Annotated in this window: 14 protein-coding genes; 5 read left to right on the top strand and 9 right to left on the bottom strand. The window is 66.8% G+C overall.

The genetic code is table 11. The annotated features are described in order from the left end of the window. The first annotated feature begins 11 nt into the window (after positions 1-11). Positions 12-2,717 (top strand): DNA mismatch repair protein MutS, encoded by a 2,706-nt coding sequence (mutS, locus tag ACT53N_RS05215; RefSeq protein ID WP_476062898.1) that lies wholly within the window; start codon positions 12-14, stop codon positions 2,715-2,717. Between the two features lie 20 nt (positions 2,718-2,737). Further along, positions 2,738-5,560 carry a [protein-PII] uridylyltransferase gene (locus tag ACT53N_RS05220; RefSeq protein ID WP_476062899.1) on the top strand — a complete coding sequence of 941 codons (2,823 nt, stop codon included), beginning with the start codon at positions 2,738-2,740 and terminating at the stop codon, positions 5,558-5,560. Between the two features lie 2 nt (positions 5,561-5,562). On the opposite strand, the gene moaC is transcribed toward ACT53N_RS05220, so the two are convergent. Genes moaC through moaA form a run of 5 tightly spaced genes read right to left on the bottom strand, consistent with a single transcriptional unit; the run spans position 5,563 to position 8,320 of the window. After that, positions 5,563-6,033, bottom strand: coding sequence for a cyclic pyranopterin monophosphate synthase MoaC (moaC, locus tag ACT53N_RS05225; protein WP_476062900.1), 471 nt, complete (start codon positions 6,031-6,033; stop codon positions 5,563-5,565). Continuing rightward, positions 6,030-6,581: a molybdenum cofactor biosynthesis protein B gene (moaB, locus tag ACT53N_RS05230; RefSeq protein WP_476062901.1), complete on the bottom strand. Its 552-nt coding sequence runs from the start codon at positions 6,579-6,581 to the stop codon at positions 6,030-6,032. The genes moaC and moaB overlap by 4 nt, the downstream gene beginning before the upstream one ends. 9 nt (positions 6,582-6,590) lie before the next feature. Next, positions 6,591-7,034 carry a molybdenum cofactor biosynthesis protein MoaE gene (locus ACT53N_RS05235; RefSeq protein WP_476062902.1) on the bottom strand — a complete coding sequence of 148 codons (444 nt, stop codon included), beginning with the start codon at positions 7,032-7,034 and terminating at the stop codon, positions 6,591-6,593. Continuing rightward, on the bottom strand, positions 7,031-7,270 hold the full coding sequence (locus ACT53N_RS05240; protein ID WP_476062903.1) for a MoaD/ThiS family protein: 240 nt from the start codon (positions 7,268-7,270) through the stop codon (positions 7,031-7,033). The genes ACT53N_RS05235 and ACT53N_RS05240 overlap by 4 nt, the downstream gene beginning before the upstream one ends. Further along, positions 7,271-8,320, bottom strand: coding sequence for a GTP 3',8-cyclase MoaA (gene moaA / locus ACT53N_RS05245; protein ID WP_476062904.1), 1,050 nt, complete (start codon positions 8,318-8,320; stop codon positions 7,271-7,273). A gap of 30 nt (positions 8,321-8,350) precedes the next feature. Between moaA and ACT53N_RS05250 the strand changes: the two genes are divergently transcribed. After that, a complete protein-coding gene (locus ACT53N_RS05250; RefSeq protein WP_476062905.1) occupies positions 8,351-8,974 on the top strand; it encodes a nucleotidyltransferase family protein in 624 nt (207 codons plus the stop codon). Between the two features lie 100 nt (positions 8,975-9,074). Here the strand turns inward: ACT53N_RS05250 and ACT53N_RS05255 are convergent, their stop codons facing one another. From ACT53N_RS05255 to ACT53N_RS05265, 3 genes are all read right to left on the bottom strand, one after another. Next, a complete protein-coding gene (locus ACT53N_RS05255) occupies positions 9,075-9,413 on the bottom strand; it encodes a hypothetical protein (protein WP_476062906.1) in 339 nt (112 codons plus the stop codon). A 120-nt stretch (positions 9,414-9,533) separates the two neighbouring features. Beyond that, positions 9,534-11,726 (bottom strand): xanthine dehydrogenase family protein molybdopterin-binding subunit, encoded by a 2,193-nt coding sequence (locus ACT53N_RS05260; protein ID WP_476062907.1) that lies wholly within the window; start codon positions 11,724-11,726, stop codon positions 9,534-9,536. Further along, on the bottom strand, positions 11,723-12,253 hold the full coding sequence (locus ACT53N_RS05265; RefSeq protein WP_476062908.1) for a (2Fe-2S)-binding protein: 531 nt from the start codon (positions 12,251-12,253) through the stop codon (positions 11,723-11,725). The genes ACT53N_RS05260 and ACT53N_RS05265 overlap by 4 nt, the downstream gene beginning before the upstream one ends. 200 nt (positions 12,254-12,453) lie before the next feature. Between ACT53N_RS05265 and ACT53N_RS05270 the strand changes: the two genes are divergently transcribed. Continuing rightward, positions 12,454-12,768, top strand: coding sequence for an MliC family protein (locus ACT53N_RS05270; protein WP_476062909.1), 315 nt, complete (start codon positions 12,454-12,456; stop codon positions 12,766-12,768). A 17-nt stretch (positions 12,769-12,785) separates the two neighbouring features. Beyond that, a complete protein-coding gene (locus tag ACT53N_RS05275; RefSeq protein WP_476062910.1) occupies positions 12,786-13,676 on the top strand; it encodes a precorrin-2 dehydrogenase/sirohydrochlorin ferrochelatase family protein in 891 nt (296 codons plus the stop codon). Positions 13,677-13,686: 10 nt separating this feature from the next. Here the strand turns inward: ACT53N_RS05275 and ACT53N_RS05280 are convergent, their stop codons facing one another. Continuing rightward, positions 13,687-15,339 (bottom strand): MFS transporter, encoded by a 1,653-nt coding sequence (locus ACT53N_RS05280; RefSeq protein ID WP_476062911.1) that lies wholly within the window; start codon positions 15,337-15,339, stop codon positions 13,687-13,689. Positions 15,340-15,362 lie beyond the last annotated feature (23 nt).

Consider the following 15,362-nt stretch of genomic DNA (forward strand, 5'->3'; position numbering starts at 1 on the left):
TTTCCGGGGCGATGAACGCCCACGCCACGCCGACCCCAGCCCACGAGATCGACCCCACCGGCGCCACCCCGGTGATGGCGCAGTTCTTCGAGATGAAGGCGCGTCAGCCGGACGCGCTGATTTTCTTCCGAATGGGCGACTTCTACGAGCTGTTTTTCGACGACGCCTACAAGGCCGCCGCCGCCCTGGGCATCAGCCAGACGTTCCGGGGAACGCACAATGGTCAGCCCATTCCCATGGCGGGCGTGCCGCAGCACGCGGCCGAGGCCTATCTCTCCAAGCTGATCCGTATGGGCTTCAAGGTCGCTGTCTGCGAGCAGATGGAAGACCCCGCCGAGGCCAAGAAGCGCGGCTCCAAGGCGGTGGTCCGTCGTGACATTGTCCGGGTGGTGACGCCGGGTACGCTCACCGAGGACGGGCTTCTCGACGCCCGGGGCGCCAACCGTCTGGCCGCTGTCGCCCTGCGCGCCGGCCAGGCCGCCGTGGCGTCGGTGGAGCTCTCCACCGGCGAGGTCGAGGTGTTCGCCGTCGCCAAGGAAGGCGTGGCGCCGATCCTTGCGGCCCTGGCTCCGTCCGAAACTCTGGTCGCCGACCGCCTGCTGTCCGACGACAGCCTGTCCCAGACCCTGAAGATCTGCGGGGGCCTCGTACAGCCGATGCCGTCGGCTCTGTCCGAACCTCAGGCGTCGGAGACCCGGGTTAAGCGACTCTACGGCGTCGACACACTGGACGGCTTCGGCGGCCTGTCGCCGGCCGAAGTCGGTGCGCTCGGCCTGATCGCCGCTCACCTGGAAATGACCCAGGCGGGCCGGTTGCCGGCGCTGCGGGCGCCGCGTCGCGCGGCTGACGCCGACGTCATGGCGATTGATCCGGCCACCCGGTCGAGCCTTGAGATTGACCGAACCCAGAGCGGTGATCGCAATGGTTCGCTGCTAGCGGCGATTGACCGTACGGTTACGGCCGGCGGCGCCCGCTTGTTGGCTTCGCGCCTGGCGCGGCCGCTGCTGGACGTCGCCGCGATCGACCAGCGCCTCGACGCCGTCGAATGGTTCGTCGAACATCGCCAGCTGCGCCAGCGCCTGCGCGAAGTGCTCAAGGGCGCCGGGGACATGGCCCGCGCGCTCTCGCGTTTGGCTCTGGGACGGGGCGGTCCCCGTGATCTGGGCTGCATTCGCGACACGCTCAAAGTCGGCGAGCGCCTCGCGGGCATGGCTGGCGGGTCTCCGGATCCGCTGTCACCGCCGCCCTTTGAATTGGAGCACGTCTTCAAGGCCCTGACGCCGGCTCTGCATGAGGGCTTGTCATCGTTCCTGAACACGCTGGAGCAGGGTCTGGGCGCTGACCTTCCGGCGTTAGCCCGCGACGGCGGTTTCGTCGCCTCGGGCGTGCGGCCTGAACTGGATCAGGCGCGTAGCCTCCGCGACGACAGCCGCAAGGTCATCGCCGCCCTGGAATCCCAGCTGGCCCTGGAAAGCGGCGTGCCGCTGAAGATCAGACACAACGGCGTGCTCGGCTATTTCGTCGAGGCGACGGCCGGCAAGGCCGACCCGCTGTTCCAGCCGCCGCTGAACGCCACCTTCATCCACCGCCAGACCCTGGCCAATCAGGTGCGCTTCACCACCGTGGAGCTTGCCGATCTCGACGCCCGCATCGCCCAGGCCGCCGAGCGGGCGCTCGCCATGGAAGTCGCCGCGTTCGAGGATTGGCGCGAACAGGCCCGGATGCTGGCCGACGCGATCCAGATCGCTTCCGAAGCGCTGGCCCGGCTCGACGTCGCCTCAAGCCTTGCCGAATGGGCCGAGGACGCCGGGGCCGTCCGTCCGATCGTCGATAAGTCCCTGGCCTTCGACGCCAAGGCCGCGCGCCACCCGGTGGTCGAGGCCGCCGTCAAGCGGGCGGGGGAGCCTTATACCCCTAACGATTGCTGTCTGGACGCCTCGGGCGAGATCGGCGCGCGTCTGTCGATCGTCACCGGCCCGAACATGGCTGGTAAGTCGACCTTCCTACGCCAGAACGCCCTGCTGGCGATCCTGGCTCAATCGGGTTGCTACGTGCCGGCCGCCAGCTTCCGGCTGGGCGTGGTCGACCGGCTGTTCAGCCGCGTCGGCGCGGGCGACGATCTGGCGCGTGGCCGCTCGACCTTCATGATGGAGATGGTGGAGACCGCGGCGATCCTCACCCAGGCCGGGCCCCGCAGCTTGGTGATCCTGGACGAGATCGGCCGGGGCACGGCGACCTATGACGGTCTGGCGATCGCCTGGGCCTGCGCCGAGGCCCTGCACGACGTGAACCGCTGCCGGGCGCTGTTCGCCACGCACTATCATGAGCTGGCCACCCTCGAGGAGCGCATGAGCTTCGTCTCCAACCTCTCCCTGCGCGCCAAGGAGTGGAACGGCGATCTCGTCTTCCTGCACGAAGCTGCGCCAGGACCCGCCGATCGCTCTTACGGTGTTCAGGTCGCCAAGCTGGCCGGTGTCCCAGCGCCCGTGGTGGTTCGCGCCCGCGAAGTTCTCGATCGCCTGGAGAGCAAGGACCAATCGCCGGCCAAGCTGGATGACCTGCCGCTGTTCGCCGTGAGTCAGGCGGCGGCCCAGGCGCCCGCCAAGGCGGCGCCCAGCGCCGTCGAGACCTCACTCGCCGATCTGGATGTTGACGGCATGAGTCCCCGCGAGGCCTTGGACGCGCTTTATCGTCTTAAGGGTCTGCTCAGGGCCTAGGATGTAACCATATTACCCGCATGCCCCGTCGCCTTCGCCCAACCCGCCTGGAACACGTCGTCGACGGTCACGCTCTGCGGGCGAGGCTTTCGGCCGCCGCCCTCGATTCAATCGGCAACGAGGCCGAGCAGCGCGCCCGCGCCATCGACATCCTCAAGCAGGCCCTGTTTCGCGGCCGGATGATCGCCAAGGAGCGCCTGGAGAACGGCGCCAGCGGCGTCGAGACCAGCCGTCTGCTGAGCGGCGTCACCGACGAGGTGATCACTGCCCTCTACGACTTTACGACGGTCCACGTCTTCCGGGCCCGAAACCCGACCGAAGGCGAGCGTCTCTGCCTGCTGGCCGTTGGCGGCTACGGCCGGGGGACCTTGGCCCCGTTCAGCGACATCGATCTGCTGTTCCTGCGCCCCTACAAGCAGACGCCGCACGCCGAGAGCGTGATCGAGTACATGCTGTATGCGCTGTGGGACCTGGGCTTCAAGGTCGGCCACGCGTCGCGGACCATCGAGGAGTGCGTCCGTCTCTCGAAGGAAGACTTCACGATCCGTACCTCGATCCTGGAGGCGCGACGCCTGACCGGCGACGAGCGCCTGGCTGAGGATCTGAAAAAGCGTTTCCGCGACGAGGTGATGAAGGGCACCGGGGCCCAGTTCGTCGCCGCCAAGCTTAAGGAGCGGGACGACCGGCAAGCGCGCGCCGGCGCCAGCCGCTATATGGTCGAGCCCAACGTCAAGGAAGGGAAGGGGGGTCTGCGCGACCTCCACACCCTGATGTGGATCGCCGAATACCTGCATCCCGTCGACCGGCCCGAAGACGTCTTCAAGATGGAGGTGTTTTCGACCCGCGAGACCAAAGCCTTTATCCGGGCTTTCGACTTCCTGCACGCCGTGCGGGCCCACCTGCACTTCACAACCGGCCGGCCCGAGGAGCGGCTAACCTTCGATCTGCAGCCCGAGATCGCCCGCCGCATGGGTTATGGCGACCGCGGCGACGCGCCGGCGGTCGAGCGTTTCATGCGGCGCTACTTCCTGATCGCCAAGGAGGTCGGGACCCTCACCCGCGCCTTCTCGGCCAAGCTGGAAGCCGAGCACTTCAAGAACGAGCCCAAGGGGATCTCGCGCTTCCTTCCTGGCGGACGACCCAAGCGCAAGGCGCTGGATGTCGAGGGCTTCTACGAGGACGGCGGACGCCTGAACATCGCCGGACCGGAGATTTTCGAGGCTGACCCGGTCAACCTGATCCGGCTGTTCAAGATCGCCGACGAGCGCGACCTTGATCTGCATCCTGACGCGTTCACCGCGGTCACGCGTAGCCTGCCGCTGATCACTTCGAAGGTGCGTCGCGATCCTGACGCCTGCCGCGCGTTCCTGCACCTGCTGGCGCGCGGCAAGCGTAGCTACCGCACGCTGACCTTGATGAACGACGCTGGCGTTCTGGGGCGCTTCATCCCGGAGTTCGGGCGGGTCGTCGCCCAGATGCAGTTCAACATGTACCACTCCTACACGGTGGACGAGCACACCTTGCGCGCGGTCGGCGTGATCGGCGACATGGCGGCCGGTCAGCTGGTCGAGGATCATCCGCTGTCGGTTTCGATCATGCCTCTGATCGAGGACCGCGAGTCGCTGTTCCTGGCCATGCTGCTGCACGACACCGGCAAGGGCGGAGTAGGTGGCCAGGAAAAGGCCGGCGCCCGCAGCGCCCGCAGCGCCTGCGAGCGCCTGGGCGTCGAGCGAAGCAAGGTCGAACTGGTCGCCTGGCTGGTCGAGAACCATCTGGTGATGAGCGACTTCGCCCAGAAGCGCGACGTTTCCGACCCTGGCACCGTCGCGGCCTTCGCGCGGATCGTCGAGAATCCCGAACGCCTGCGTTTGCTGCTGGTCATTACCGTGGCCGATATCCGCGCCGTTGGGCCGGGCGTCTGGAACGGCTGGAAGGGCCAGCTGCTGCGGGAACTCTATAACGCCACCGAGGCGGTGTTCCGGGGCGGGCGGGGCAGCGACGCGGCCGCCAACGTCCAGCGCCACCAGGAGAACGCGGCCGAAGCCGCACGAGCCGCTCTGCTGGAAACGGATCCCGCCGCCAAGGGCTGGGTCGCAGCGATGGAAAACGCCTATTTCAGCGCCTTCTCGCAGGAAGACCTCTTCCATCATGCCGAACTTGCGCGTCGCGCCGCGATCCAAGGCGGCGCTGCGGCTGAGGGCCAAGTCCGCCCGGGCAGCAACGCGGCCGAGGTGGTTGTCGCCGCCAAGGACCGGCGTGGTCTGTTCGCTGATCTCGCCCTGGCGATCTCGTCTCTCGGCGGCAACGTCGTCGGGGCCCGCGTGTTCACCTCCCGCCAGGGCCAGGCGCTGGATGTCTTCTACGTCCAGGACGTAATGGGCGCGCCGTTCGGCTGCGAAAATCCCCGCGCGCTACGTCGACTGGCCGACGCCCTGGAAGCGGCCGGGAAGGGCGACGCGCTGGCCGTTGAGCCTCGCCGAGGCTCGGAGCTCTCGCGCGCGGCGGCCTTCGCGATCGCGCCTTCGGTCACCATCGACAATGACGCCTCCAACGACGCCACAGTCGTCGAGGCCTCAGGACGCGATCGTCCCGGTCTGTTGCACGCCCTGGCCAAGACCCTGGCCGACAGCGCCTTGTCCATCCAGTCAGCGCATATCGACGGCTATGGCGAGCGCGCGGTCGACGCCTTCTATGTGCAGACGACCGAGGGTGGCAAGGTTACGGACACGCGCAAGCTCAACGCGCTGAAGGCGGACTTGCTGGCCGCGCTGGAGCAGAACGAAGCCAGCGCCCCGGCGGCGCGGCCAGGACTCAAGAGGGCTCGGGCCAGCGTCGCGCGGTAGGGTTAGTCCGCCCGCCAGTCGCCCGACTTTCCGCCGGTCTTTTCCCGGAGACGAACAGTCTCGATGACCATGCCCTTCTCGGCGGCCTTGAGCATGTCGTAGATCGTCAGGCAAGCCACCGAGGCGGCCGTCAGGGCCTCCATCTCGACGCCGGTGGGCCCGGTGGTCTTGACCCGAGCCGTCACGGCCAGCCCCTCTTCGACCGGTTCCACCGCCACCTCGACCTTCGACAGGACCAACGGGTGGCAAAGCGGAATCAGGTCGGACGTTCGCTTGGCGGCCATCACACCGGCCAGTTCGGCGACGGCGCGGACATCGCCCTTGCGACCTGAGCCCGAGATCGCCAGCGCCAGGGTTTCAGGGCGCATGCGCACAAACCCTGTCGCGACGGCTTCGCGTGCGGTCGCCGGCTTCTCGGAAACGTCGACCATCCGGGCGCGCCCGTCGTCATCGATATGGGTGAGCTTGCTCAACGTTCCAGAAGCCTCGGCATCAGTTCGACCATGTTGCAGGGCTTGTGCCGACTGTCCAACTGGGCGGCGATGACCTTGTCCCAGCCGTCTTTCACCGCGCCGTTGCTGCCCGGCAGGCAGAAGACGAAGACGCCGTCGATCAGGCCCGCTGTGGCCCGCGACTGCAGGGTCGACAGGCCGACCGTGGCGTAGCTGATGAGATGGAAGACGACCGAAAAGCCGTCGATCTTCTTGTCGAACAGGGGCTCCAGCGCCTCAACGGTGACATCGCGACCGGTCAAGCCGGTCCCACCGGTGGTGATGATCGCGTCGACGGTTCCGCTGGCGATCCACGACCGGACCTGAGCCCGGATCTTGTCGATGTCGTCCCGAACGACGACGCGACCACCCAGCTCATGGCCGGCCGTTTTGATCCGCTCCACCAGGATCTGACCAGAGGTGTCGCTGGCCTCGTCGCGGGTGTCAGAGATCGTCAGCACCGCCACGCGAACGGCGGTGAAGGGCAGGTCGGGCTTGATCCCGCCGCCGGGCTTCAGCGCTTCGGACACTCAGGCCTCCTAATCCCAGCGTTCGGCGTCGGTCCTATCGCGCGCGGTCGGTTCGATCCAGCGCGGACCGTTGGGCCCATGCTCCTTCTTCCAGAAAGGGGCGCGGCTCTTCAGATAGTCCATCAGGTAGTCGCAAGCCTCGAAAGCCTCACGGCGATGAGCGGCGGCCGTCGCCACGAAGACGATCGCCTCGCCCGGCGCGATGCGGCCGACACGATGCACGATGTGGACGTCTTGCAGGGCGAAGCGCGTCACGGCGCCTTGGGCGATCTCCGCGATCGCGGAGTCGGTGAAGCCAGGATAGGCCTCGAGCTCCAGAGCGCTGGCGGCGCCCTTTTCGGCGCGCGCGAGTCCGACGAAGGTCGCGACCGCACCTGTCTCTTCGCGCGCCGCGCAAAAGGCGGTCACCAGCGCGCCGGGCTCGAACGGCTGGTCGGTCAGGGTGACGATCATCCGCCGCTCATCGGCGGCAGGAAGGCGACCTCGCTGGTGGGCGATAGCTCCGCCTCACCTCGGACGATGGCCTTGTCCACGGCGACCTGGACGCCTGGCGCGGTCAGGGCTTCGCCGAGCATCTGATCCGCCAGGCCGATAGCGACGCGTAAGGCGTCCAGGTTCGGGGCCTCGACTTGACACTCACGCCAGCCTGCCTGGTCGGCCAAGCGCCCGAACAGAAGAACCCGCGCCATCTAACCTCCGGTCGTCGACATGTGGCGGGCCACGGCGGGGCGCGCGGCGGCGATCTGGAAGTCGTGACCCTTGGGCTTGGCGCCGATGGCTGCTTGGATCGCCTCAACAAGCTCCGCGTCGCTGGCCCCGTTTCGGATCACCGCCCGCAGGTCGCTGGCGTCATCGCGGCCCAGGCATGTGTGCAATGTCCCCGTGCAGGTCAGTCGCACGCGGTTGCAGGTGTCGCAGAAATGATTGCTGAGCGGCGTGATCAGGCCGAGCCGACCGCCGGTCTCGGCTACGCGCACATAGCGGGCGGGCCCGCCGGTCGTATCCGGGATGTCCTCCAGGGTCCAGAACGCCGACAGGTCCTGGCGTACGTCCTTCAGAGAGAGGAACTGATCCGTTCGGTCCTGGTCAACCTCACCCAGGGGCATGGTCTCAATCAGGGTGATGTCGCAGCCCCGCCCGTGCGCCCACTGGATCAGCGCGGGGATTTCATCGGCGTTGTCGTGCCTGAGCGCGACGGTGTTGATCTTGACCGCCATACCCGCCGTCTGGGCCGCGTCGATCCCGGCGATGACCCGGGCGACGTCACCGCCCCGGGTCAGGGCGCTGAAGAGTTCGGGCTTGAGGGTGTCGAGCGAGACGTTGATCCGCTTGACGCCATGGCGCGCCAGATCGGGGGCATAGCGTTCGAGCTGTGACCCATTGGTCGTCAGGGTCAGCTCGTCCAGCGCGCCTGAGCGCAGATGCCGCGACAGGCCGGCCACAAGATCCATGAAGCCCTTGCGCACCAGGGGCTCGCCGCCGGTGAGGCGCAGTTTGCGGACCCCCAGGCCGACGAAGGCCGAGGCCAGGCGATCGAGTTCCTCAAGCGTCAGAACCTCCGCCTTGGGCAGGAAGGTCATGTGCTCGGCCATGCAGTAGACACAGCGCAGATCGCAGCGATCGGTGACAGAGACGCGCAAATAGGTGACCGCGCGCCCAAAGCCGTCGATCAGGGACGGTCCGGGCGTTCGGGAAGCGGTTGAGACCGCTTGCGCGGGACTGTCGTCGTAGGGCGTCATGTCGGAAGATTAGAATAGGCGCTGCGACCGATGACGCAAAGAGCTACGAGCGACCTCGACGCCATCGTCCTGGCGGCCGGTCGCGGTGTTCGTTTCGGCGGCGGCAAGCTGACCGCGCCACTGGACGGCGCGCCCTTGGTGACGGGGGCCCTGCTCACCGCATTCCTGGCGCCAGTTCGCCGGGTCGTTGTGGCGGTGGGCCCAGATCCTAGTGTCCTCAGGGCGGTGAAAGCGACTGCGACGCGCTTGGCGGCGGACGACCGGCTGGTGGTCGTGTCGATCGCCGACCCCTCGGCGGGCATGGGCGACTCGCTGGCGGTCGCCGCGCGCGCCGTTCCTGACGATACGGGGGGCGTCTTCGTCTTTCTGGGAGACATGCCGAGGATCGATCCGGCCACGCCCACCCATCTGGCCAGGTTTCTTCTCGATCCGGACGATATCGTGGCGCCCACCCATCTGGGCCGCCGGGGTCATCCCGTTCTATTCGGCGCGAACTGGCTACCGGCGCTACGCACGCAATCGGGCGACGAAGGCGCACGTGAGATCGTCGACAGCGCAGGCCAACGACTGATCCGCGTCCCCGTGGAGGATGCGGGTATTCATATGGATGTCGATCGCCCTGGCGATCTCGCGTCCATCGCGACGAGACGATAGGCCTCTCGCGGAGAGAAGGTCCATCTAGAACAATGGGTTGTGACCTAACGCCTTAGAGGGCGCTCGAGCGGCTTCGGCGTACCATCCGCTTTGCTGGCGTCTACTGTTCCGGCTGCTCCGGAGACGTGACGATTGCTCGGATCTCCTTGATCAGTTGGAGCGCGCCGACGATGTCGCCGCGCTCCTCCAACGCCGCCAAACGGGGGATCAGCAAACTCAGGACGCGGCGATAGTCCATACCGACCCTTGCCAGCGCCTCGATAAAAAGCGCAACGTCTTCCTGGTCAGCAATCGCCTCGAGATCAGTGTCGGAATACGGCCTCACAGGGTCATTCCCCTGCGAGCGCGGAGCCGCGGGACGCGCGTTTCCGTCACCTTGAACGACGTACCGAGAAATCGCGCAACTTCTAGAACGCGAGGATTCGACGCGCTCAGCCATAAAGCTTCCCGCCCGTTCGAACCCGGCCCGCCAAAACAAGTACTGAGACGCTCACCCATGGCCCTAGGATGATCGGGGAATTTCTTCCCGTCCAGCGTGTATTTTGAGAACGGTGATCGATCAGGCGTCCGACCTGACGAACGGCAATCGTGACGTGGCGACCTTGTTCAACGAAAAGAGGGCGTTGGCCACGGCTGGAGCGATCACGGGCGTTCCGGGTTCGCCAACCCCGCTCGGTCGGTTACCCGAGGGAACGATATGGGTCTCGACCGAGGGCGCTTCATTGATCCTCAGCACTCGGTAGCCGTCGAAGTTGGTTTGATCGACCTGACCGTCCGTCAGAGTGATCTCGCCGAACAGAGCCGCCGACAGGCCATAGCAGGTGCCGCCCTCCATCTGGGCGGCGATCTGGTCAGGCGAAATCGCCACGCCGCAGTCGATCGCGGTGACCACGCGGCCGACGCGCGGCGCGCCGTTCTCAAGCTTGACCTCGGCGATCTGCGCCACGACGGAGCCGAAGCTCTCGTGAACAGCCACGCCGCGCGTCCAGCCCGCCGTCGCCTTGGGACCCGCCTTCTCCAAGGCCAGGTTCATCACCGCCAGGTGACGATCCGCGCCCGCCTTGGCGTACAACGCCTGGCGGTAGGCCACCGGGTCCTTGCCGGCCTTGGCGGCCAGTTGGTCGATGGTGTGCTCCATCACGAAGGCGGTGTGGGTCGCGCCCACCGAGCGCCACCAGAGCACGGGGACGCCGATGTCGGGAAAGGCCACCTGGGCGTCGACCACCGGCGTGGCCTTCATATAGGGCGAGTCGTTGATGCCCTCGAACGCCGATGAGTCAGGACCCTTGCCCATCGGCATGGGCGCGCCCTTCATGATCGACTGGGTGACGATCCGGTGGCGCCAGGCCGCCGGCAAGCCGTCCTTGTCCAGCTTCACCTTCAGGGCGTGCAAGACGATCGGTCGGAAATAGCCCGACCGCATGTCGTCCTCACGCGTCCAGACCAGCTTCACCGGACGGCCCTTGCCGACCTTCTTGGCGATGTGGACGCACTCGACAGCGTAGTCCGACTGGAAGGTGGCGCGGCGGCCGAATGAGCCGCCCGCAAACAGAGTTTCGATCTCGACCGCGCCCGGCAGACAGCCGACCACCTTGGCGACGTTCAGCTGGTCCAAGGTCTGGCCCTGAGATCCGAACGTCAGCTTGACCTTGTTGCCGTCGACGGCGGCGACGCAGTTCATCGGCTCCATCGTGGCGTGAGCCAGATAGGGGAACTCATAGTTCAGCTCGACCACGTCCGCGCCCTTGGCGCCTTCCAGTGAAGCCGCGTCACCGCGCTGGTCGAAGGGCTCCCATTTGACCGAGGCGTCCTTCCCGGACAGCACGTCGCGATAGCCCTGGATAATCGCCGGACTGCCGCGCTTCTCGACCTTCTCCTCGTCCCACTCGACCTTGAGCGCCTCGCGGCCCATGCGGGCGGCGTAGGTGGTCTGGGCGACGACCGCGACCCCGGTGGGGATCTCGAAAACGTCGACGACCCCCGGGACCTTCTTGGCCTCGCCGGCGTCGAAGCTCTTCACCTTGCCGCCGAACCGCGGCGCATGGGCGACCATGGCCGTCAGCATGTCGGGCAGGCGGACGTCCTGGGTGTAGCGCGCAGTGCCGTCGCTCTTGGCTTGCGAGTCCTTGCGGCGCACGCGGTCGGAGCCGATGAGCGTGAACGCCTTTGGATCCTTCAGCTTGGGATCGGTGGGCGGATTGACCTTGGCGGCGTCGTTCAACAGCTCGCCAAAGGTCGCGGTCTTACCCGACGTATGCGTCAGGACGCTGTCCTTCACCGTGATCTCGCCGACCGGGACGTTCCACCGGTTGGCGGCGGCCTGGACGAACATCGCCCGGGCGCCCGCGCCGGCCTTGCGAAGCTGCTCCCACGAGTTCGAGATCGCCGACGAGCCCCCCGTGAGCTGGGCGCCCATGGTCCCGTTGGCGTAGAGCTTGGCGTTGGCTGGCGCCTGCTCGACCTTGACCTTGCTCCAGTCGGCGTCCAGCTCCTCGGCGACGATGGCCGCTAGGCCCGCGTGATTGCCTTGGCCAAATTCGATGTGTTTGGAGATCACCGTCACCACGCCGTCTGGCGCGATCTTGATGAAGGGGCCAAACGCGCCGACCTCGACCTTCGAGCCAGCGCTCATCAGGTCGGCGGGAGAGCACCCGACCAAGAGCGCGCCGCCGACCAGGGTCGAAGCGACGACAACGTCGCGGCGGCTGGGTTGGGCGGTCTTCAGGTCCTTGGAATCGACAGGGGCGTTCATCGGCCGGCTCCCCGGTGCGTCGCGCCCGAGGCGGCGACGATGGCTTCATCGATATCGGCGTGCGCTTCGCCCGTGGGCGGGCCGAAATCGGCGGCGTCCTTGATCGCGGCGCGGATGCGTTGGTAAGCGCCGCAGCGGCAGATGTTGCCCGCCATGGCCTCATCAATGTCCTGGTCGGTGGGCTTGGGCTTCTGGGCCAGGAGCGCGCAGGCCGACATGACCTGGCCTGACTGGCAGTAGCCGCACTGGGGAACGTCGTGGCGCACCCAGGCCTGTTGCACCGGATGCTGACCGCCCAGGCCCTCGATCGTCGTGACCTTGGCGCCGCCGACCGCCTCGATCGGCGTAACGCAGGACCGGATCGGTTGCCCGTCCAAATGCACCGTGCAGGCGCCGCACTGGGCGACGCCGCAGCCGAACTTGGTGCCTGTCATGCCGAGCTCGTCGCGCAGCACCCACAGCAGAGGCGTCTCGGGCGCGGCTTGCACCGAGATTGGCTTGCCGTTGATGTCCAGAGTCATGGCCATGCGTCTTCGCCTCCCAACGAAAGACGGGACGCATCGCGCCCCAAACGAAACCTAACACTGTTCACACATGGCTTGGCCAGAAGGATTTTCAACCACGCGGCCCACAAGCGTTCCTTCCTCGAAAATCGCGATCTGGACGCGGCTTTGCAGGGCGCCAGGCGCGAAACGGGCTATGCTGGCCTTGTTCAGGAGTTTGCGTCATGCGTCGCATCGTCATCGCCGCCGCCATCCTATCCGTTGCGCTTGCAGGGTGCGCGACGGTCGCGCCGATGGACTCCACCGATGCGCCTATCCGCTACAGCTGCAAGGCGGGCAAGCGTTTCACGGCCGCCTACGCCTTGCATGGAAAACGGGTCGTCGTGACCGCCGGCGGCGCGACCAAAACGCTCAAACTGGCGCGATCGGCTTCCGGCGCGCGCTACACTGCGGGTCAGGCGGAGATCTGGAGCAAGGGCGTCGACGCCATGCTCACCGGGTTCCCCGGAGGCCCTTACGACAACTGCCGTTCGCAATAAGCCTTCGAGGATTCGTGTTGGACTCGTTTCCCGCTTTCTTTCCCCTGGCCGGCCGCAAGGTGGTGATCGCAGGCTCTGGCGAAGCCGCCGAGGCCAAGGCGCGGCTCTTCGACGGTTCGCCCGCGACGCTGGTTCGCCTGGACGGTCATGCGGCCTATCTGCCTGGATCCTACAGCGGTGCGGCCTTCGCCTTCATCGCCAGTCCGGACGAAGTGTTCGTCCAGGCGGCCGCTGGCGCGGCGCGGGCGGCGCGGGTGCTGGTCAATGTCGTGGATCGGCCCGAACTCTGCGACTTCAACACGCCTGCGGTGATCGACAGGGGTCAGGTCGTAGCCGCCGTCGGAACCGGCGGCGGGGCGCCGGTTCTGGCCACCATGCTGCGCAACGATATCGAGGCCCAGGTGCCGGAGGGTACGGGCCGGGTGGCCGCCCTGCTCGCCAAGTTTCAAAGCGAAGTGCGCAAGACCTTGCCGGCCTTGCATGAGCGCCGCGCGTTCCTGCGCGATGCGGTGATGGGCGAAGCGGCCGCTGCGGCTCGGGCGGGCGACATGGACCGCGCCGGCCAGCTGTTCCGCGAGGCCTTGGCCAGTGGCGGCGCACGCAGGGGCGTCGTGCGCTTCATCGCGGGCAAGGGACCGTCCGACCTGCTGACGCTCCGCGCGCTTCGCGCGCTCGGCTCAGCCGATGTCCTGGTGCTGGACGTCGACGTTGAGCCCGAGGTGCTTAAGATGGCGCGACGCGACGCCGAACGGGTGGACGCCGAAGGGGCTGACGCCGGACACTTGATCCAACTGGCCCGGGAGGGTCGTCAGATCGTCCGGCTGATCACGCATCCGGTGGATCCGGCCCTGGTCCACGCCCTCACCCAGGCCGAGGTCGCGGTCGAGGTTGTCCCCGTCGCGACCTGACCCGACTTGGCTAGTTCAGCGGCCGCTCTTTCGTCTCGGGCAGCAGGAAGGCGGTGGTCAGCACGCTGAGCAGTGTGAAGGCGACGGGATACCACAGGCCCGCATAGATATTGCCGACCGCCGCCACGATGGCGAAGGCGAAGAACGGCACGAAGCCGCCGACCCAGCCCGTGCCGATATGGTAGGGTAGCGACAGCGCCGTATAGCGCACACGGGTCGGGAAGAGCTCGACCAGGCACGCAGCCAGCGGCCCGAACAGCGCGGTGGCGGCGATCACAAAGACGAACAGCACGCCCAGGATCATCGGGACATTCATCCGCGCAGGATCGGCCTTGGCCGGATAACCGGCCTCGACAAGCGCGGCCTTTATCCGGGTCTCCACCTCGGCTTTCGTCGCCTTGACCTCGTCCTTGCCGAGACCGGCGGCGCTCTTGGAGACGACCTCGGCGCCGCCGATGCGCATCACCGCGACGGAGCCAGCCGGCGCGGCCTCGTTCGCGTAGGAAACGCCGGCGTTGGCCAGGGTGCTCTTGACGATGTCACACGAGGTGACGAAGGCGGTCTTGCCGACGGGATCGAACTGCAGCGAGCAGTCCTTGGGATCGGCGAACACGACCACCGGCGCCTTGGCGCTGGCTTCGGCGAGCGCGGGATTGGCGGCCTTTTCCAGCAGGTGGAAGCCGGGGAAGTAGAACAACAGCGCCAGGGTCATGCCGCCCAGCATCACGGGCTTGCGACCGATCTTGTCCGACAGCCATCCGAAGACGACGTAGAAGATGGCGCTGATCGCGGTGGCGATCATCATCAACTCGTTGATCGTCACCGGATCGACCTTCAGGAACTTCTCCATGAAGGTCTGGACGTAGAAGAAGCTCGTGTACCAGACCGCCCCTTGGGCGCACATCATCGAGACAAAGGCCAGGATCACCAGCTTGAGATTGCTCCACTGGCCGAAGGCTTCGGCGTAGGGGGCCTTTGAGGCCTGCCCCTCGGCCTTCATCGCTTCAAAGGTCGGGCTTTCGGTCAGCTTCAGGCGCATCCACACCGAAACACCCAGCAGACCGATCGAGACAGCGAACGGAATCCGCCAGCCCCAGGCGTCGAAAGCGTCGGGCCCGACATACTTGCCCAGCACCCACCGGGTGGCCAGGATCACGAGCAGCGCGCCGAACAGGCCGAACGCGGCCGAGGTCTGCACCCACGAGGTCGACCAGCCACGCTTGTTGGCGGGCGAGTGCTCGGCGACATAGATGGCCGCCCCGCCGTACTCGCCGCCCAGGGCGAAGCCCTGCAGGCAGCGCATGATGATCAGCAGGATCGGCGCAATGATCCCCGCCTGTTCGTAGGTGGGCAGGAACGCAATGGCGAAGGTGGCGCCGCCCATCAGCAGAACCGTGGCCAGGAACGCACCCTTGCGGCCGGCCTGATCGCCGATCTTGCCGAACACCAGGGCGCCCAGCGGCCGGAAGGCGAAGCCGACGCCAAAGAGGGCGAGGGCGGCGATATAGCCGGCGGTCTCGTTCAGCCCCGCGAAAAAGGTCTTCGAGATCACCTGGGTCAGGCTGCCGAAGATGAAGAAGTCGTACCACTCGAAGGCCGTACCGGCCGAAGAGGCCGCGACCACCGTGCGCATCGACGCGCGTTCCTGACCTTCGTCAGCCATCTGGTTCCCCCTATTTTGGCCTT

The sequence above is a fragment of the Caulobacter sp. DMC95 genome (genome assembly GCF_056313785.1).